Raw genomic sequence first — 16,481 nt, 5'->3', positions numbered from 1 at the left:
GGCAGATTGGAGGTCAAAATATTATTCTTGTACGGCGGCTGCAGGGGACGAAAGCCGCCTGATTATCTTCGGCGCGGCATGGGGATTGTGCCGGCTGAAGCTGGTCTTCAGAAAACTAAACACACAGGTAGCCGCTATGTTCCACCATTCGTTAACGACATATCGTTAAGATTGATGAACTTCTATGCTGGCATCAATGAGGCAGGAATGGCCGTCCCGAATTTCCGCTTTACCCACTACGATCTGAAACCGCAGCGCGCGGGGACGACGATCGAGGTGACGTTGAATGCGGTCAACAACGTGCGCCTGATGAACGCCGCCAACTTCCAGCGCTTTACGGAGCTTCTCGATTTCAAATATGTCGGCGGCATCGCCAAGCGGTCCCCCATCCGCCTGGTGATCCCGGAGGCCGGCCACTGGCACGTCATCGTCGACATGGAAGGCCATCACGGGCTGGCGGAATCCTCCGTCCGGCTGATCGGGGCGCCGGCCAACGTCGTGGCCCAGAAACAGGCCTCCTGACCGGTTTCAGAAGAGAGTCACTTCGGGCTTCGTTCCTTGCGAAGCTTGGCCCACCAGTCGAGTCGCTTGCGGATGTCACGCTCGAAGCCGCGCTCCGGCGGGTCGTAGAACGTCTGACGGCCCATCTTTTCCGGAAAATAATCCTGACCTGAAAAAGCGTCCGGCTCATCGTGGTCGTAGCGATAACCGTCACCATACCCCTCGCCCTTCATCAGCTTGGTCGGGGCATTGAGGATGTGCTTGGGCGGCAGCAGCGAGCCGTTTTCCTTGGCGGCCCGGGTGGCAGCCTTGAAGGCCATGTAGACCGCATTGGATTTCGGCGCGGTCGCCAGATAGACGCAGGCCTGCGCGAAGGCCAGCTCGCCTTCCGGCGAACCGAGATAGTCATAGGCATCCTTGGCGGCATTGCAGACGACCAGCGCCTGCGGATCGGCAAGGCCGATATCTTCGACCGCCATGCGCACCAGCCGGCGGCCGAGATAGAGCGGGTCCTCGCCGGCATCGAACATGCGCGCCAGATAATAGAGCGCCGCATCCGGATCCGAGCCGCGCACCGACTTGTGGAGCGCCGAGATCAGGTTGTAGTGGCCGTCCTGCGCCTTGTCGTAGACCGGAGCGCGGCGCTGGACGATCTGGGTGAGGCCCGTCGTATCGAAGACCTCCCCTTCCCGCGCGGCGCGCCAGACCTCCTCGGCGAGCGTCAGCACGGCGCGGCCATCGCCATCCGCCATGCGGATCAGGCTGGCGCGCGCATCCTCGTCAAGCGGCAGCGGCTTGCTTTCGGCCTGTTCGGCGCGGATGAGAAGCTCGCTCAGGCTTTCCTCGTCATGGCTGCGGAAGGTCAGCACCCGGGCACGCGACAGAAGAGCGGCGTTGAGTTCGAAGCTCGGGTTTTCGGTGGTGGCGCCGACCAGGATGACGGTGCCGTCCTCCATGACGGGCAGGAAACTGTCCTGCTGGGCGCGGTTGAAGCGGTGTATCTCATCGACGAAGAGCAGCGTCTGGCGGCCGTCCATGCGGCGCAGGCGCGCCGTCTCGAAGACTTTCTTCAAATCGGCGACGCCGGAAAAGATCGCCGAGATCTGTTCGAAGGCAAGCCCCGCCTCGCCGGAAAGCAGCCGCGCCACCGTGGTCTTGCCGGTGCCGGGCGGGCCCCAGAAGATCATCGAACCGAGCGATCCGCTATCGATCATCCGCCGCAGCGCGCCGTCCTCGCCCGTCAGATGCGGCTGTCCGGTGACCTCGGCAAGCGACTTCGGCCGCAGCCGGTCGGCAAGCGGCCGCCGGTTGGCGATCTCTTCGGGAACCTTCGGCGCGAAGAGATCACCGCTCATCGGAAGAACTGCCTGATACGCTGGCCGCCACGCTCGATCTCCACCCGCCAGAAGCCCGGATCGTCGTCGAGCATGGTTTCCATGCCCTTGGTGCTGGTGACGGCAGTGCCGTTCAGGGAGATCAGGATGTCCTTCGGCTCGAAACCGAGGCGGGCGGCGGGAGAGTTGCGCGTCACGTCGGTCACGACCACGCCGGTCTTTTCAGCCGGGATGCGCAGTTCGGTCGCGAGCTTCGGCGACAGGTTGGCAACGCGAAGGCCGGCAAACGGATTGCGCCCCTCGATCAGCCGCTCGTCGCGCGGCGTGGTTTCGGGGGCGGTGTTGAGCGCCAGGTTCACCTGCCGCTGGCCATCGGCGGTCTGGACAGTCAGTACCGCCTGTCTGCCGAGACCGGCGGTCGTCAGCCGGTAACCGAGAGCATCGGGATGCTCGACCGAAATGCCGTTGACGGCGGTTACCACTTCGCCGGGCTTCAGGCCGGCCTTGTCCGCCGGTCCGCCTTCGACAACGCGTGTCACCAGCGCGCCGCGGGCGGTCTTGAGGCCGAGCGCTTCGGCCACATCCGAATTGACGGCATCGAAGCTCGCGCCGACGAAGGGGCGTTCGAAGCTCGTCTTGCCTTCGGAGGCGGCGGCCAGGAAGACTTTCACGAGATTGGCGGGGATCGCGAAACCGATGCCGTTCGAGCCGCCGCCGCGCGAAAAGATCGCGGTGTTGATGCCGATCAGCTCGCCGTTCATGTTCATCAGCGCGCCGCCGGAATTGCCCGGATTGATCGAGGCGTCGGTCTGGATGAAGAAGCCGAAATCGCCCGTGGTGACCTGGTTGCGGGCAAGTGCTGAGACGATGCCGCTCGTCACCGTCTGGCCCACGCCGAACGGGTTGCCGATCGCAAGCACCAGATCGCCTACTTCGGTGCGATCGGAATCACCGATGGCGAGAACCGGAAAATGCTCCTTCGACTTGATGCGCAGCACGGCCAAGTCGATGCTCGCGTCCTTCAGCACCACGTCGCAGGGGAATTCGCGGCCGTCGGCGAGCGCGATCTTGATATCGTCAGCACCTTCGATGACGTGGTTGTTGGTCACGACGAGGCCGTCTGCCGCAAGGATAACGCCGGAGCCCAGCGACGACTGCTTTTCCGAACGGTTCGGCATGCGCTGGCCGAAGAACTGCTCGAAGAAGGGGTCCCCCGCAAACGGATTGAGGCGCTGCACGACCCGTTCGGCATAAACGTTGACGACGGCGCCGGCGGTCTGCTTGACCAACGGCGAGAAGGAGAGCTGCATTTCCTGGCGGCTCTGCGGCACCGCCTTCTCCTGGGCGAGCACTGCCACGGGCATCAGGAGAGCGAGAGCGAGAAGGCCGGTCGACACGCGTTTCAGCATGGTCAGCATGTAAGTCCTCATTTTCAGAAAATCCGGATCGATTTGTAGCGCGGGACGCTAGAAAGGAAAGGTGGCGGAACAACGGAAATATGGCGAAAACCGTCAAGCTTTTCACACTATATAGGACCGATATGCGGAGAAGAACATGACCTGGTTGGCGAAGGCGAAAGGTTGGGCGAAACGGCTGAAACGCGACGTTCTGGCGTTGTGGTTCGCTGCGCGCGACCGCCGCGTGCCGTGGCATGCCAAGTTGGTCGCGGGCTCGGTTGCTGCCTATGCGCTGTCGCCAATCGACCTCATTCCCGATTTCATCCCCGTTCTCGGTTATCTCGACGATATACTGATCGTGCCGCTCGGTATCGTACTGGCGGTCAGGCTGATGCCAGCGCCGCTGATGAGCGAGTTCCGTGGCAAGGCCGAGCGCTGGGCGGAACGCCCCACCAGCCGCACCGGCCTCGCCTTCATCCTTTTCGTCTGGTTCTCTTGTCTCGTCTTCGCTCTGTGGAGCCTCTGGGAACTGACCTGATCTCCAGGCGTTGCGCATCGAGATCAGGAGTGCAGACATGAGACGTTTTACCATCGCCATCGCCTTGACGAGCCTTCTCGGCCTGACGCTTTCAGGCCGACCCGCCGCAGCGGCAAGCTTCGATTGCGAGCGGGGAAATCTTGCGGCAGATGAAAAAGTCATCTGCGACACCCGCACGCTCAACGATGCCGACGTGAAGATGGTGACGACCTTCGACATTCTCACCGGCCTCCTGGCGATGGGCAATCGCGGCAAGCTGCAGGACGAACAGAGCGCCTGGCTGAAGAAACGCCAGGCCTGCGGCGAGGATGTCGAATGCCTCCGGGCGTCTTATACGGAGCGGTTGAAGCAGCTTGACGAGGCTTACAAGAACTTGAGCCGGCCGCTTTGAAACCGCCAAAGGCTCGATTAGATGACCTCTATAAGCGTTTCGCCGCGTTCGAGAGCATCGATGATGTCCGGCAGCGCTCTTTCAAACCAATCAAGCAGATCACGGCGGCGTGAATTCGGCAGACGGACCCAGACGATAGACGGCCCAGACTGCAACAGGGCTTTACGCTGAGCGAAATCCTCATCCTTGGTGACAACGATCGCACCGGAGGCAGCCGCAAAATCCCATATCTCCCGATCTGGGGCTGACTGCAGGCCACAATCCATGACGTGTTCGGCCTCATGCCCCCGCTCAGCGAGCCATCGCGCGAGAGCTGGCGGTAGCTGTGCATCCACCAGAAAGCGCATCAGGCGACGCGCAATACGGTGTGATCGCTTTGACGGGCGGCGTATTCAAGCGCGGCAACAATGTCCGGCGCTTCCAGCAACGGGTAGTCTTCCAGAATTTCTTCATGCGTTGCGCCTGAAGCCAGCAGTTCCAGAACGTCTTTCACTCGGATGCGCAGCCCGCGGATTGTCGGGCGTCCCGAACAGATGTGCGGATCAAAAGTGATGCGATGAAGCTCGGACATTTCTCACCCCTTGGGCAACAGAAACATCAACATAACACAAAGCGCCGACAGGAAAACCTGACGGCGCTTTGTGAATTTTCAACACAGCTGCCTGCCAACTCTTACTCCGGCAAGATCCGCACGGCGCCCTTGTCAGCACTCGCAGCAAACGCAGCGTAGGCCTTCAGTGCCGTGGTGACATTGCGCTTGCGGGGCTGCGACGGCTTCCAGCCGAAAGCGTCCTGCTCTTTGCGGCGCTCGGCGAGGACGGCGTCCGAAACCGCGAGATTGATCGTGCGGTTCGGGATGTCGATCTCGATCATGTCGCCTTCGCGCACCAGACCGATCGTGCCGCCGTTTGCCGCTTCCGGGGAGGCATGGCCGATCGACAGGCCGGACGTGCCGCCGGAGAAGCGGCCGTCGGTGATGAGAGCGCAGGCCTTTCCAAGGCCCTTCGACTTCAGGTAGCTGGTCGGATAGAGCATTTCCTGCATGCCCGGGCCGCCCTTCGGGCCTTCGTAGATGATGACCACGACATCGCCCGCCACGATCTCGTTGGCGAGGATCGCCTTAACCGACGCATCCTGGCTTTCGAAGACGCGGGCCGGGCCGCTGAACTTCAGGATCGAGTCGTCGACGCCGGCCGTCTTCACGATGCAGCCGTCGATGGCGATATTGCCCTTGAGGACCGCAAGGCCGCCGTCCTTCGAGAACGGATGTTCGACCGAGCGGATGACGCCGTTTTCGCGGTCGGTGTCGAGCTCGTCCCAGCGCGCTTCCTGGCTGAAGGCGACCTGAGTCGGGATGCCGCCGGGTGCCGCGCGGAAGAAGTTGCGGACCGTCTCGCTGTTGGTGCGGGTGATATCCCAGCGGTCGATCGCGTCGCCGAGCGTTTCGGCATGGACGGTGTAGCAATCTCGGTTGAGCAGACCGCCCTTGTCCAGCTCGCCGAGGATCGACATGATGCCGCCGGCGCGGTGGACGTCTTCCATATGCACGTCGGCCTTGGCCGGCGCGACCTTGGAGAGGCACGGAACACGACGCGAGAGCTGGTCGATGTCGTCGAGGTTGAAATCGACCTCGCCTTCATAGGCTGCAGCTAGGATGTGCAGAACGGTATTGGTCGAGCCGCCCATGGCGATGTCGAGCGTCATGGCGTTCTCGAAGGCCTGCTTGGTGGCGATCGAGCGCGGCAGGACGGAATAGTCTTCCTGCTCGTAATGGCGGCGGGCGATATCGACGATCAAATGACCGGCCTCGACGAACAGGCGCTTGCGGTCCGCATGGGTTGCCAGCACCGAGCCATTGCCGGGCAGAGACAGGCCGAGCGCTTCGGTCAGGCAGTTCATCGAATTGGCGGTGAACATGCCCGAGCACGAGCCGCAAGTCGGACAGGCCGAGCGCTCGATGACCTTGACGTCCTCGTCGCTCATCTTGTCGTCAGCGGCGGCGACCATGGCGTCGATCAGGTCGAGCGAATGGGTCTTGCCCTTCAGGACGACCTTGCCGGCTTCCATCGGGCCGCCCGAGACGAAGACCGCCGGGATGTTCAGGCGCATTGCTGCGTTGAGCATGCCGGGAGTGATCTTGTCGCAGTTGGAGATGCAGACCATGGCGTCGGCGCAGTGAGCGTTGACCATGTATTCAACCGAGTCGGCGATGATTTCGCGCGACGGCAGCGAATAGAGCATGCCGTCATGGCCCATGGCGATGCCGTCGTCGACAGCGATCGTGTTGAATTCCTTGGCGACGCCGCCGGCCGCTTCGATCTCGCGGGCGACGAGCTGGCCGAGGTCCTTCAGGTGCACGTGGCCGGGCACGAACTGGGTGAAGGAGTTGACCACCGCAATGATCGGCTTGCCGAAGTCGCTGTCCTTCATGCCCGTCGCGCGCCAGAGCCCGCGCGCACCTGCCATGTTGCGGCCATGGGTCGTGGTTCTAGAACGGTAAGCTGGCATGGTGTTGTCCTCGATCTCTTGTTCGGGCCCGCGCAGTCTACCGGTTTCCTGACCGTGGCGCAAAAGCCCATAGTTTTGCGGCTTTCCTAGCGCAAAGCGCCCGGAGTGTCACTATCACGACAGGCCAAAGCGGTACGGTTGGAGCTGAGCGTCGGACCAGGCACCCTCACCTCTCCCGCAGCTCGTCCGGATGGATACCGAAGTGCTCGAGAATCATCTTCACGTTACGGCGGTGCGACTTGAAGAAGAGGTCGAAGACATCGCCCGCCAGCGGCACGCTGCCGAGCACGGAGTCGGCGGCGACATTGCCGAGCATCCTGGTGAGCTTTGCGGGCGGCAGGCCGAGCTTGCGCGCTTCGTTGACAATGTAAAGGCCGACCAGCGCACCGCCCGCATCCCCCACGAGCGGGATGAGGCCGAAGACGGAATCGGCGCCGAAACGGATGCGGGTGCCCGGAATGCCGATCGCCGTATCCATCAGCCGCGCGATGCCCGCAAGGCGGCGCAGGCGCCGCAATCTCTCGGCGCGATCGGCAATTGTTTCATCCCGCCCGGCATCCCAGGTGCGTGCCGTCATCTGCAATCTCCTCCTGTCGGGCGAATGGCCCTGCGATGAGAACTGAAGAAACCGAAATGGGGTTCCATCGATTGCATTTCCATCCGCAAACCTTCGGTTTTTCACGCAAACGTGGTTCGAAGCAATCTTCGCGCCGCTGTGAAACCTTTCGGTTCCGCGTTACGTATAGGAGCAAGAAGGCACCCGTTGCCGCAGAGGAGATTTTCGACATGCCCGCCTATCGTCCGCCGCATATTCCGGCTTCCGAGATCACACCCCGCGACATCTACATGTCGCGCCGGAATTTTATGGGCGCCGCGGCCGTCGCCGGGCTTGCCTTTGCGGGCGCAGACAGCGCTTTCGCCGCCCCACTGTCGGCCAACCCCAGCGCCTTCAAGCTGGACGAGACGCTGACACCGAAGGAAGCGGTCACCACCTACAACAATTTCTACGAATTCGGCGTCAACAAGGAAGATCCCGCCGCCAATTCCGGTGACTTCAAACCGACGCCGTGGTCCGTCAAGGTCGACGGCATGGTCGGCAAGCCGAAGGAATTCGGCCTCGAGGAACTGATGAAGATGACCCTCGAGGACCGCACCTACCGGATGCGCTGCGTCGAGGGCTGGTCGATGGTGATCCCGTGGATCGGTTTCCCGCTGTCTGCGCTTCTCGACCAGGTCGAGCCGCTCGGCAGCGCCAAATACGTCTCGTTCGAAACCGTGGTGCGGCCGGAGGAAATGCCGGGCCAGAAGGGCTTTTTCCAGGCGTTGCCCTGGCCCTATGTGGAGGGCCTTCGCCTCGACGAGGCGCGCCATCCCCTGACGATCCTCGCGGTCGGCCTTTACGGCGAGACGCTGCCGAACCCGAACGGCGCCCCGATCCGGCTCGTGGTGCCGTGGAAATACGGCTTCAAGAGCATCAAGTCGATCGTCAGGATCTCGCTTGTCGAGAAGCAGCCGGAGACCACCTGGAAGAACGCCAACGCCCGCGAATACGGCTTCTATTCCAACGTCAACCCGGCGGTCGATCATCCGCGCTGGAGCCAGGCGACTGAACAGCGGATCGGCGAAGGCGGTTTCTTCGGTGCCAACCGTCGCCCGACGCTGCCCTTCAACGGTTACGCCGATCAAGTGGCGAGCCTTTATGATGGCCTCGATCTGAAGGCGAATTATTGAGAATGGTGAGCCTCCCCGCCCTGCCCCGCCGCTATCACAAGGCCAGCGTCTGGGCGCTCTACGCAATCGGGCTCATTCCGGCCGCCTGGTACTTCTACCTCGGGCTGACCGGAGGGCTCGGCTTCAATCCGGTCAAGGAGTTCGAGCATCAGCTCGGCATCTGGGCGCTGCGGTTCATCATCGCGACACTTGCGATCACGCCGCTGCGCGATCTCGCCGGCATCAACTGGGTGCGCTATCGCCGGGCGCTCGGGCTGATCGCCTTCTACTACGTGCTCTTGCATTTCTCGGTCTATGTGTCGCTCGACCTACGCTTCAATTTCGGTGCGGTGGGCGGCGATATCGCCAAGCGGCCCTATATCACCATCGGGTTTGCCTGCCTGCTGATGCTGATCCCGCTTGCGGTCACCTCCAACAACTGGTCGATCCGCAAGCTCGCGCAGGGTTGGAACAGGCTGCACAGGCTGATCTACCTGATCGCCGCCGGCGGGGCGCTCCACTATGCGCTCGCGGTCAGATCGGTGACGCTGGTGCCGTTCATCCATATCGCGCTGATTACGCTGCTGCTTGCCTATCGATCCATCAGGCGGCCGGTCATGAATTGGAAGAGGGCCAACAGCAAACCGGCGAAGCCTGCAGCTTCCCAGAGGGCGAGGCAGAACGGTTGATGCGGAGGACGGATTTGGGCGCCGCGGGTCGCATGCTTGCCCTCAACGCAAAGAGCCGGATCCATCGGTCCGGCTCCTTTCATGTTCAGCAGCCTTTCGGGACCACTCAGAATTGCTTGCGGAACAGCAGCCGGTCGAGCGACAGGTAGCCTCCTCCGAAGGCGGCGTAAAGGAAGGCGCCTCCGGTCCAGAACAGCGATGCCAGTTCTGCCTTGCCCTGAACCTGTTCCAGGAAAACGTGACCGCCATCCTTCAGCCGCACCAATGCCTGCGGCGTGAACAACTGCTGGCCGCCGGCCTTCAACGCCTCGATGCCGGCCGGGGTCAGGAAGGCGTCGCCATAGGGATGGGTGACGTGGAACCAGAGGGTCATGGCCAGCATCACGGCATTGGCGAGCGCCATGGGGCGGGTGAACAGGCCGGCGGCGATGAACATGCCGCCGAAGAATTGCAGGGCGGCCAGGAAGGGCGACCAGAACCAGCCCGGGTACATTCCGATATTTTCGACGAAGCCGACCTGCGCAAACGGCGCAATGATCTTCGGCCATCCTTCGATTACCAGCATGCCGCCGACCGCCAGCCGGAATATGCTCCAGGCCATGGGCTGCGCCAGCTTTTCATAGACAGGGGCCAAAGCGGGAATGACGAGTTCGTCTTTTGCATTATCAAAAACTACATGTTCAACCATTTTCCGTACCTCACGATTTTGTCTCAATGCCGAGACCTTATCGCTTTGGCCGAGGAAGCTCTTGACGCAAGTCAAGCCATACGATCGATCGCGGGATCGCCACCATCGTTGGCCTGAAACGCGAAAAAGCCGGGCGTCTCCACCCGGCTTTTTCAATTCCGACGATGCGGAAAATTATGCGGCTTCGGCAGCTTCTGCTTCAGCGGCAACACGAGCCTTGTCGGCTGCGCCCTTGGCGTCAACATCGCGTTCAACGAACTCGATGACGGCCATGGCAGCGTTGTCGCCCTGGCGGAAGCCAGCCTTCATGATACGCAGGTAACCGCCGTTGCGGGTTGCGTAACGCGAAGCGATGGCGTCGAACAGCTTCTTGACGGCGTCCTGGTCCTGGATCTGCGAGATCGCCTGACGACGAGCGTGCAGGTCGCCGCGCTTGCCGAGGGTGACGAGCTTTTCAACGATCGGACGGATTTCCTTCGCCTTCGGAAGGGTCGTGACGATCTGCTCGTGGGTGATGAGCGAAGCCGCCATGTTGGCGAACATCGCCTTGCGGTGGCTGGCGGTACGATTGAGCTTGCGGCCGGCTACTCCGTGGCGCATGGCTATTCTCCTTTAATGCAGGTACCCATTCTTCTTAGGGCCTGCCGTTTCCTGGCACATACGGGCACTCCTATCTTTCGATCAGAGGCCCGCTGTTTGACGGGGAAAGGCAGTCAAAACCTGCCTTTGTTGATTTCAGTACTGGTCTTCGTAACGCTTGGCGAGATCTTCGATGTTTTCCGGCGGCCAGGCGGGAACTTCCATACCGAGATGGAGGCCCATGGATGCCAGAACTTCCTTGATCTCGTTCAGCGACTTGCGACCGAAATTCGGAGTGCGCAGCATTTCCGCCTCGGTCTTCTGGATGAGATCGCCGATGTAAACGATGTTGTCGTTCTTCAGGCAGTTGGCCGAACGGACCGAGAGTTCCAGTTCGTCCACCTTCTTGAGAAGCGCCGGGTTGAACGCGAGTTCGGTGACCGACTCTTCTTCGACGTCCTTCTGCGGTTCGTCGAAGTTGACGAAAACCGAGAGCTGGTCCTGAAGGATGCGAGCCGCGAAGGCAACGGCGTCTTCACCCGTGACCGAGCCATCGGTTTCGATGGTCATGGTCAGCTTGTCGTAGTCGAGAACCTGACCTTCGCGGGTGTTTTCCACCTTGTAGGACACTTTCTTGACCGGCGAATAGAGGCTGTCGACCGGGATGAGACCGATCGGAGCGTCTTCGGCACGGTTGCGATCGGCCGGGACGTAACCCTTGCCGTTGTTGACCGTGAATTCCATGCGGATCTCGGCACCCTCGTCGAGGGTGCAGATGACATGGTGCGGATTGAGGATCTCGATATCGCCAACCGTCTGAATGTCGCCGGCGGTTACCGAACCCGGGCCCTGCTTGCGCACGACCATGCGCTTTGCGTCGTCGCCATCCATCTTGATGGCGATTTCCTTGATGTTGAGCACGATATCCGTCACATCTTCCCGGACGCCCGGGATGGAGGAGAACTCATGCAATACGCCGTCGATCTGCACGGCGGTCACAGCCGCACCGCGCAGAGACGACAAAAGCACGCGACGAAGCGCGTTGCCGAGCGTCAGGCCGAAGCCGCGCTCGAGGGGTTCGGCAACCAGGGTTACCTTGGTACGGCCGGAGGAGGAGAATTCCACCTTGTTCGGCTTGATCAATTCCTGCCAGTTCTTCTGGATCATCACAAAATACCTTCCGTTCGTTGCCACCATCCAATCGTGGCAACCGAGCATGAGGGGCACCGATCGGAACCATGTCCATCGGCGATATGGGTAAAGCCGCCGAACCTCAGCAGAGGGTCAGGCGGCTATTCCCGAGTTCAGACAGAGGCCGCCCAATTCTCGATGTGAGATTCGGCAGCCCCTTCAATTTCCGACGATCAGACGCGGCGCTTCTTGCGCGGGCGGCAGCCGTTGTGCGGGATCGGTGTCACGTCACGGATCGAGGTGATCATGAAGCCGGCAGCCTGCAGAGCGCGCAGAGCCGATTCACGGCCGGAACCCGGGCCGCAGACTTCGACTTCCAGCGACTTCATGCCATGCTCCTGCGCCTTCTTGGCGCAGTCTTCGGCAGCGATCTGGGCTGCGAACGGGGTCGACTTGCGCGAACCCTTGAAGCCCTTTGCACCAGCAGACGACCAGGCAATCGCATTGCCCTGCGCGTCGGTGATGGTGATCATCGTGTTGTTGAAGGTAGAATTGACGTGGGCAACGCCCGACGTGATATTTTTACGCTCGCGTCTACGGACGCGGGTGGCTTCCTTGGCCATTTTATCCCTTTCGTTGATCTCTTCACCGCCGTAATTCCAGCGGCTCCACCTGGGAGTGAGTAGTCAATAGTAATTGGTGAGCAGGAACTAATCACTGCTCACCAACAACTAATCACCCCAAATTACTTCTTCTTACCAGCGATCGCCTTTGCCGGGCCCTTGCGGGTGCGGGCATTGGTGTGCGTGCGCTGACCGCGGACCGGAAGGCCACGGCGATGACGCAGGCCGCGGTAGCAGCCAAGGTCCATCAGACGCTTGATGTTCATCGCGGTTTCGCGACGAAGGTCGCCTTCGACCTGATAGTCGCGGTCGATGGTTTCGCGAATCTGGAGGATTTCCGAGTCCGTCAGCTGATGGACGCGCTTTTCAGCCGGAAGACCGACCTTCTCCATGATTTCCGATGCGAATTTCGGGCCGATCCCGTGAATGTAGGTCAGCGCGATGACAACGCGCTTCGCAGTCGGGATGTTGACGCCAGCGATACGTGCCACGCCTATTCTCCTTGTTCCAGTTGCCATCCGGCAAGTGGTACTTATTCCATGAAAGCAGCCTGATATGGCCGCCAGTTCAAACCCCATACGGAACAGGTCAAAACGACCGGTCTCGGATGTCCTTGCGGGAAATCCGCGCCGATCGCTAAAGCTGTCGCGAGTTGGCGCGGTGTTTAACGGAATCAGCGCTGAAATGCAACCGCTCCGCCCAAGATTCTTTAACAGATAGATGACGGCTCAAAGAGCCGCCAGGATATTTTCGATATCGGCCGTGACCTTGTCCATGTCGGCCATGCCGTCCACAGCCTTGAGCTTGCCCTTGGCGTGGTAATAACCGATCAGCGGCGAGGTTTCCTTGTAGTAGACCTCGAGGCGCTTGGTCATTGTCTCGGCATTGTCGTCGGGACGGCGCTTGAAATGCGTCGAACCGCACTTGTCGCAGACGCCTTCCTGAGACGGCTTCTTGTCCGTGTCGTGGTAGACCGTGCCGCACTGGGCGCAGGAATAGCGGCCGGAGACGCGGCGCACGAGTTCCTTGTCGTCGACACGCAGTTCGATGACGACCGAAAGATCGAGACCCTTGGCCTTCAGCATCGCCTCGGTCGCATCCGCCTGCACCAGGGTGCGCGGGAAACCATCGAGGATGAAGCCGTTGGCGCAATCGGGCTGGTCGATACGCTCGGAGACAATCGCGTTGACGATCTCGTCGGAGACAAGATTGCCGGCATCCATGACGGCCTTGGCGCGCTTGCCAACTTCCGTCTCGGCGGCGACGGCTGCACGCAGCATGTCGCCCGTGGAGAGCTGCGGGATACCGTGTTTCTCCACGATCCGCTGGGCCTGGGTCCCCTTCCCCGCGCCCGGCGGCCCTAAAAGAATCAGTCTCATCGTCCCCTCTTTCCTCCGCGCAGTTTCGACTTCTTGATCAGACCCTCATACTGCTGCGCAATGAGGTGCCCTTGGATCTGTGCTACCGTATCGAGGGTTACACTGACAACAATCAAAAGCGAAGTCCCACCAAGGGCTAATGGCACGCCGCTGCGGGCCACGAGGAATTCCGGCAGGATGCAGACGAAGACAAGGTAGATCGCGCCGACGACCGTGATGCGGGTCAGCACGTAATCGATGTATTCGGCCGTGCGTTCGCCCGGGCGGATGCCCGGAATGAAGCCGCCATGCTTCTTCAGATTGTCGGCGGTGTCCTTCGGATTGAAGACGATCGCCGTGTAGAAGAAGGCGAAGAAGGCAATCAGCAGGCCGTAGAGCAGCATGAACAGCGGCTGGCCGTGGCCGAGCGCCGAGATGATCATCGTCGCCCAGTCCGGCAGCCCGGCATTGCCGGCAAAGCCCGCAGCCGTCGCCGGCAGAAGCAGCAGCGACGAGGCGAAGATCGCCGGGATGACGCCCGAAGTGTTGAGCTTCAGCGGCAGGTGCGACGTATCGCCCTGGAACATGCGGTTGCCCACCTGGCGCTTCGGATACTGGATCAGAAGGCGGCGCTGGGCGCGCTCGACGAAAACGATGAGGGCGATGACGCCGATGGCCACCACGATGACGGTGAGAATCAGCGCAGTCGGAAGCGCACCGGTACGGCCAAGCTCCAACGTACCGGCCAGCGCGGTCGGAAGACCTGCGGCGATACCTGCGAAGATGATCAGCGAAATGCCGTTGCCGATGCCGCGCGAGGTGATCTGCTCACCGAGCCACATCAGGAACATGGTGCCGCCGAGCAGCGTCACGACCGTCGAAATCTTGAAGAACCAGCCCGGATCGAGCACCAGGCCCTGGCCGCTCTCGAGGCCGGCTGCAATGCCATAGGCCTGCAGCGTACCGAGCAGCACCGTGCCGTAACGGGTGTACTGGTTGATGATCTTGCGGCCGGCTTCGCCTTCCTTCTTGAGGTTTTCAAGCGAAGGGACGACCGAGGTCATCAGCTGCACGATGATCGATGCGGAAATATAGGGCATGATGCCGAGCGCGAAGATCGCCATGCGCTCCACTGCACCGCCCGAAAACATGTTGAAAAGTCCGAGGATGCCGCCGGCCTGGCCGCGGAAGGCCTGCGCATAGGCTTCGGGGTTCAAGCCCGGAAGCGGAATATGGGTGCCGAGGCGATACACCAAAAGTGCCGCGAGGGTAAACCAAAGCCGCTTCTTGAGATCCTCCGCTTTTGCGAAAGTCGCAAAATTCAGATTGGAGGCAAGTTGTTCCGCTGCAGAAGCCATGCAATTCTCCGCCTGACCAATTCTCCGGCGGCGGGGAAATGCCGGATCCGGAAAGCAGTCTAAAAATTCTGGTTCAAAAAACCGGGCGCGCGAGATTGCCGATGCAATCGGATGCCTCACCCTGTTTTCCGTATGATCCCGGTCAGGCGACCAACAGGATCGCTTCGGGATCGTGAGGCTCACATATGGAGATAAAATCGCCCGGTGTGAAGCACAAACCGGGCGATTTCAAAACGATTTATTCGGCCGCTGCTTCGGCTACGACGAGCAGCTTGATCGAAGCGCCGGCCTTCTCGATCTTCTCGACGGCAGCCTTGGAGGCGCCGGCAACTTCGATCGAAACCTTCGCCGTCAGCTCGCCGTCGGCGAGGAGACGAACGCCGTCCTTGGGACGACGGATGACGCCGGCAGCCTTGAGGGCGGCAGCATCGATCGTTGCCTTCGGGTCGAGCTTCTTGGCATCAATCGCGGTCTGGATACGGCCGAGCGAAACGACGGCGTAGTCAGTCTTGAAGATGTTGGTGAAGCCGCGCTTCGGCAGGCGACGATAGATCGGCATCTGGCCGCCTTCGAAGCCCTTGATGGCGACGCCGGAACGGGCCTTCTGACCCTTCACGCCGCGACCACCGGTCTTGCCCTTGCCCGAACCGATACCGCGACCTACGCGGATACGGTCCTTGGAAGAGCCTTCGTTGTCCTTGATCTCATTCAGTTTCATGGTCAATTCCTCCGTCTCACTTCTCGTCGACGACGCGAACGAGATGCTGGACAGCCCGGATCATGCCACGAACGGAAGGAGTATCTTCCAGCGTACGGGTCCGGTGCATCTTGTTGAGGCCTAGACCGATCAGCGTCTGACGCTGTACGGCCGGGCGGCGGATGGGGCTACCGGTCTGCTCGACGGTAACCGTCTTCTTGGCTTCTGCCTGAGTGGCTTTCTTGGCCATTATCGCTCTCCTTATTCTTCCTGCGCATTGCCGGAAGCGGCGCGGCGAGTCTGCAGCGTTGCATACTTGATGCCGCGCTGAGCTGCTACGTCCTTCGGATGCACCTGATGCTTCAGGGCGTCGAACGTGGCGCGAACCATGTTGTAAGGGTTCGACGAACCGGTCGACTTGGCAACGACGTCATGGACGCCGAGCGTTTCGAATACGGCGCGCATCGGGCCGCCGGCGATGATGCCGGTACCAGCCTTGGCCGAGCGCAGCAGAACCTTGCCGGCGCCGTGACGGCCGTTGACATCGTGATGCAGCGTACGGCCATCACGCAGGGGAACGAAAATCAGATCGCGCTTTGCGCTTTCGGTCGCCTTGCGGATGGCTTCCGGCACTTCGCGTGCCTTGCCATGGCCGAAGCCGACGCGGCCCTTCTGGTCGCCGACGACGACGAGAGCTGCGAAACCAAAACGACGGCCGCCCTTGACGACCTTGGCGACGCGGTTGATCGCGACCAGCTTGTCGACGAATTCGCTATCGCGCTCTTCGCGGCTCTGGCGATCTTCGCGCTGGCCTCTTCTTTCTTGTGCCATTGTTCTTTTCCTTTTTCTTTTCCGGGTGCAATGGGCAATTTCCGGGAGCCAACCATCCCCTGCCCGTGAAGGACTAGGATGGGACGACTGATGCGTGCGGCGAACCGCATTTCGCCCGCCTCCCCTTCTTCAGGGATGCGGGCGAAAA

The 16,481-nt window shown here is 61.2% G+C and carries 21 protein-coding genes; 5 read left to right on the top strand and 16 right to left on the bottom strand.

Features of this window, described 5'->3' with window-relative positions; genetic code table 11:
- Positions 1–207 precede the first annotated feature (207 nt).
- Positions 208–522 (top strand): DUF1883 domain-containing protein, encoded by a 315-nt coding sequence (locus LZK81_RS08735; RefSeq protein WP_037084690.1) that lies wholly within the window; start codon positions 208–210, stop codon positions 520–522.
- Positions 523–539: 17 nt separating this feature from the next.
- Here LZK81_RS08735 and LZK81_RS08730 read toward each other — a convergent pair whose 3' ends face one another.
- The gene (locus LZK81_RS08730) at positions 540–1,856 is read right to left on the bottom strand and encodes a replication-associated recombination protein A (protein WP_233955849.1); all 1,317 of its coding nucleotides are present in this window, start codon (positions 1,854–1,856) and stop codon (positions 540–542) included.
- On the bottom strand, positions 1,853–3,253 hold the full coding sequence (locus LZK81_RS08725) for a DegQ family serine endoprotease (protein WP_046624191.1): 1,401 nt from the start codon (positions 3,251–3,253) through the stop codon (positions 1,853–1,855). Before LZK81_RS08725 ends, LZK81_RS08730 begins: the two co-directional genes overlap by 4 nt.
- Positions 3,254–3,389: 136 nt before the next feature.
- Here LZK81_RS08725 and LZK81_RS08720 point away from each other — a divergent pair, with 136 nt between their 5' ends.
- On the top strand, positions 3,390–3,770 hold the full coding sequence (locus tag LZK81_RS08720; protein WP_233955847.1) for a YkvA family protein: 381 nt from the start codon (positions 3,390–3,392) through the stop codon (positions 3,768–3,770).
- A gap of 37 nt (positions 3,771–3,807) precedes the next feature.
- Positions 3,808–4,161 (top strand): lysozyme inhibitor LprI family protein, encoded by a 354-nt coding sequence (locus tag LZK81_RS08715; protein ID WP_233955845.1) that lies wholly within the window; start codon positions 3,808–3,810, stop codon positions 4,159–4,161.
- A 17-nt stretch (positions 4,162–4,178) separates the two neighbouring features.
- On the opposite strand, the gene LZK81_RS08710 is transcribed toward LZK81_RS08715, so the two are convergent.
- The 4 genes from LZK81_RS08710 to LZK81_RS08695 form a co-directional block, all read right to left on the bottom strand.
- Positions 4,179–4,508, bottom strand: a complete 330-nt coding sequence (locus LZK81_RS08710; RefSeq protein ID WP_233955843.1) for a DUF5615 family PIN-like protein — start codon at positions 4,506–4,508, stop codon at positions 4,179–4,181.
- Positions 4,508–4,732, bottom strand: a complete 225-nt coding sequence (locus tag LZK81_RS08705; RefSeq protein ID WP_233955842.1) for a DUF433 domain-containing protein — start codon at positions 4,730–4,732, stop codon at positions 4,508–4,510. Before LZK81_RS08705 ends, LZK81_RS08710 begins: the two co-directional genes overlap by 1 nt.
- Positions 4,733–4,833: 101 nt before the next feature.
- Positions 4,834–6,669 (bottom strand): dihydroxy-acid dehydratase, encoded by a 1,836-nt coding sequence (gene ilvD, locus LZK81_RS08700; RefSeq protein ID WP_046609133.1) that lies wholly within the window; start codon positions 6,667–6,669, stop codon positions 4,834–4,836.
- 166 nt (positions 6,670–6,835) lie between these two features.
- Positions 6,836–7,246 carry a DUF4112 domain-containing protein gene (locus tag LZK81_RS08695; RefSeq protein ID WP_046609091.1) on the bottom strand — a complete coding sequence of 137 codons (411 nt, stop codon included), beginning with the start codon at positions 7,244–7,246 and terminating at the stop codon, positions 6,836–6,838.
- Between the two features lie 209 nt (positions 7,247–7,455).
- Here LZK81_RS08695 and msrP point away from each other — a divergent pair, with 209 nt between their 5' ends.
- Positions 7,456–8,400, top strand: coding sequence for a protein-methionine-sulfoxide reductase catalytic subunit MsrP (gene msrP, locus LZK81_RS08690; protein WP_046609134.1), 945 nt, complete (start codon positions 7,456–7,458; stop codon positions 8,398–8,400).
- A 2-nt stretch (positions 8,401–8,402) separates the two neighbouring features.
- A complete protein-coding gene (gene msrQ / locus LZK81_RS08685; protein ID WP_233955841.1) occupies positions 8,403–9,068 on the top strand; it encodes a protein-methionine-sulfoxide reductase heme-binding subunit MsrQ in 666 nt (221 codons plus the stop codon).
- 106 nt (positions 9,069–9,174) lie between these two features.
- Here msrQ and LZK81_RS08680 read toward each other — a convergent pair whose 3' ends face one another.
- From LZK81_RS08680 to rpsE, 10 genes are all read right to left on the bottom strand, one after another.
- Positions 9,175–9,756, bottom strand: a complete 582-nt coding sequence (locus tag LZK81_RS08680) for a DoxX family protein (protein ID WP_233955840.1) — start codon at positions 9,754–9,756, stop codon at positions 9,175–9,177.
- A 174-nt stretch (positions 9,757–9,930) separates the two neighbouring features.
- Positions 9,931–10,356: a 50S ribosomal protein L17 gene (rplQ, locus tag LZK81_RS08675; protein ID WP_038585860.1), complete on the bottom strand. Its 426-nt coding sequence runs from the start codon at positions 10,354–10,356 to the stop codon at positions 9,931–9,933.
- Between the two features lie 135 nt (positions 10,357–10,491).
- Positions 10,492–11,502, bottom strand: a complete 1,011-nt coding sequence (locus tag LZK81_RS08670; protein ID WP_007766867.1) for a DNA-directed RNA polymerase subunit alpha — start codon at positions 11,500–11,502, stop codon at positions 10,492–10,494.
- Between the two features lie 197 nt (positions 11,503–11,699).
- Positions 11,700–12,089 carry a 30S ribosomal protein S11 gene (gene rpsK, locus LZK81_RS08665; RefSeq protein WP_007766864.1) on the bottom strand — a complete coding sequence of 130 codons (390 nt, stop codon included), beginning with the start codon at positions 12,087–12,089 and terminating at the stop codon, positions 11,700–11,702.
- Positions 12,090–12,211: 122 nt separating this feature from the next.
- Positions 12,212–12,580 carry a 30S ribosomal protein S13 gene (gene rpsM, locus LZK81_RS08660; protein WP_037084707.1) on the bottom strand — a complete coding sequence of 123 codons (369 nt, stop codon included), beginning with the start codon at positions 12,578–12,580 and terminating at the stop codon, positions 12,212–12,214.
- A gap of 237 nt (positions 12,581–12,817) precedes the next feature.
- Positions 12,818–13,468: an adenylate kinase gene (locus LZK81_RS08655; RefSeq protein WP_046605437.1), complete on the bottom strand. Its 651-nt coding sequence runs from the start codon at positions 13,466–13,468 to the stop codon at positions 12,818–12,820.
- Positions 13,465–14,805 (bottom strand): preprotein translocase subunit SecY, encoded by a 1,341-nt coding sequence (gene secY / locus LZK81_RS08650; RefSeq protein WP_046605438.1) that lies wholly within the window; start codon positions 14,803–14,805, stop codon positions 13,465–13,467. The genes LZK81_RS08655 and secY overlap by 4 nt, the downstream gene beginning before the upstream one ends.
- Before the next feature lie 238 nt (positions 14,806–15,043).
- A complete protein-coding gene (gene rplO, locus LZK81_RS08645; protein WP_046605439.1) occupies positions 15,044–15,523 on the bottom strand; it encodes a 50S ribosomal protein L15 in 480 nt (159 codons plus the stop codon).
- A gap of 16 nt (positions 15,524–15,539) precedes the next feature.
- Positions 15,540–15,752: a 50S ribosomal protein L30 gene (gene rpmD, locus LZK81_RS08640; protein ID WP_037084714.1), complete on the bottom strand. Its 213-nt coding sequence runs from the start codon at positions 15,750–15,752 to the stop codon at positions 15,540–15,542.
- 11 nt (positions 15,753–15,763) lie between these two features.
- Entirely contained in the window at positions 15,764–16,333 is a 570-nt protein-coding gene (rpsE, locus tag LZK81_RS08635; RefSeq protein ID WP_038542164.1) for a 30S ribosomal protein S5, read from the bottom strand.
- Positions 16,334–16,481: the final 148 nt, after the last annotated feature.

This window comes from Neorhizobium galegae, assembly GCF_021391675.1.
GTDB lineage: Bacteria > Pseudomonadota > Alphaproteobacteria > Rhizobiales > Rhizobiaceae > Neorhizobium > Neorhizobium galegae_B.
Note: the sequence above shows the minus strand (reverse complement) of the source record. Positions and strands in the feature narration are given on the sequence as shown.

Excerpts from the sequence above, each read along its gene's own strand:
- LZK81_RS08735 (WP_037084690.1), top strand. The coding sequence starts at position 208 with ATGGCCGTCCCGAATTTCCGCTTTACCCACTACGATCTGAAACCGCAG.
- LZK81_RS08730 (WP_233955849.1), bottom strand. The coding sequence starts at position 1,856 with ATGAGCGGTGATCTCTTCGCGCCGAAGGTTCCCGAAGAGATCGCCAAC.
- LZK81_RS08725 (WP_046624191.1), bottom strand. The coding sequence starts at position 3,253 with ATGCTGACCATGCTGAAACGCGTGTCGACCGGCCTTCTCGCTCTCGCT.
- LZK81_RS08720 (WP_233955847.1), top strand. The coding sequence starts at position 3,390 with ATGACCTGGTTGGCGAAGGCGAAAGGTTGGGCGAAACGGCTGAAACGC.
- LZK81_RS08715 (WP_233955845.1), top strand. The coding sequence starts at position 3,808 with ATGAGACGTTTTACCATCGCCATCGCCTTGACGAGCCTTCTCGGCCTG.
- LZK81_RS08710 (WP_233955843.1), bottom strand. The coding sequence starts at position 4,508 with ATGCGCTTTCTGGTGGATGCACAGCTACCGCCAGCTCTCGCGCGATGG.
- LZK81_RS08705 (WP_233955842.1), bottom strand. The coding sequence starts at position 4,732 with ATGTCCGAGCTTCATCGCATCACTTTTGATCCGCACATCTGTTCGGGA.
- ilvD (WP_046609133.1), bottom strand. The coding sequence starts at position 6,669 with ATGCCAGCTTACCGTTCTAGAACCACGACCCATGGCCGCAACATGGCA.
- LZK81_RS08695 (WP_046609091.1), bottom strand. The coding sequence starts at position 7,246 with ATGACGGCACGCACCTGGGATGCCGGGCGGGATGAAACAATTGCCGAT.
- msrP (WP_046609134.1), top strand. The coding sequence starts at position 7,456 with ATGCCCGCCTATCGTCCGCCGCATATTCCGGCTTCCGAGATCACACCC.
- msrQ (WP_233955841.1), top strand. The coding sequence starts at position 8,403 with ATGGTGAGCCTCCCCGCCCTGCCCCGCCGCTATCACAAGGCCAGCGTC.
- LZK81_RS08680 (WP_233955840.1), bottom strand. The coding sequence starts at position 9,756 with ATGGTTGAACATGTAGTTTTTGATAATGCAAAAGACGAACTCGTCATT.
- rplQ (WP_038585860.1), bottom strand. The coding sequence starts at position 10,356 with ATGCGCCACGGAGTAGCCGGCCGCAAGCTCAATCGTACCGCCAGCCAC.
- LZK81_RS08670 (WP_007766867.1), bottom strand. The coding sequence starts at position 11,502 with ATGATCCAGAAGAACTGGCAGGAATTGATCAAGCCGAACAAGGTGGAA.
- rpsK (WP_007766864.1), bottom strand. The coding sequence starts at position 12,089 with ATGGCCAAGGAAGCCACCCGCGTCCGTAGACGCGAGCGTAAAAATATC.
- LZK81_RS08655 (WP_046605437.1), bottom strand. The coding sequence starts at position 13,468 with ATGAGACTGATTCTTTTAGGGCCGCCGGGCGCGGGGAAGGGGACCCAG.
- secY (WP_046605438.1), bottom strand. The coding sequence starts at position 14,805 with ATGGCTTCTGCAGCGGAACAACTTGCCTCCAATCTGAATTTTGCGACT.
- rplO (WP_046605439.1), bottom strand. The coding sequence starts at position 15,523 with ATGAAACTGAATGAGATCAAGGACAACGAAGGCTCTTCCAAGGACCGT.
- rpmD (WP_037084714.1), bottom strand. The coding sequence starts at position 15,752 with ATGGCCAAGAAAGCCACTCAGGCAGAAGCCAAGAAGACGGTTACCGTC.
- rpsE (WP_038542164.1), bottom strand. The coding sequence starts at position 16,333 with ATGGCACAAGAAAGAAGAGGCCAGCGCGAAGATCGCCAGAGCCGCGAA.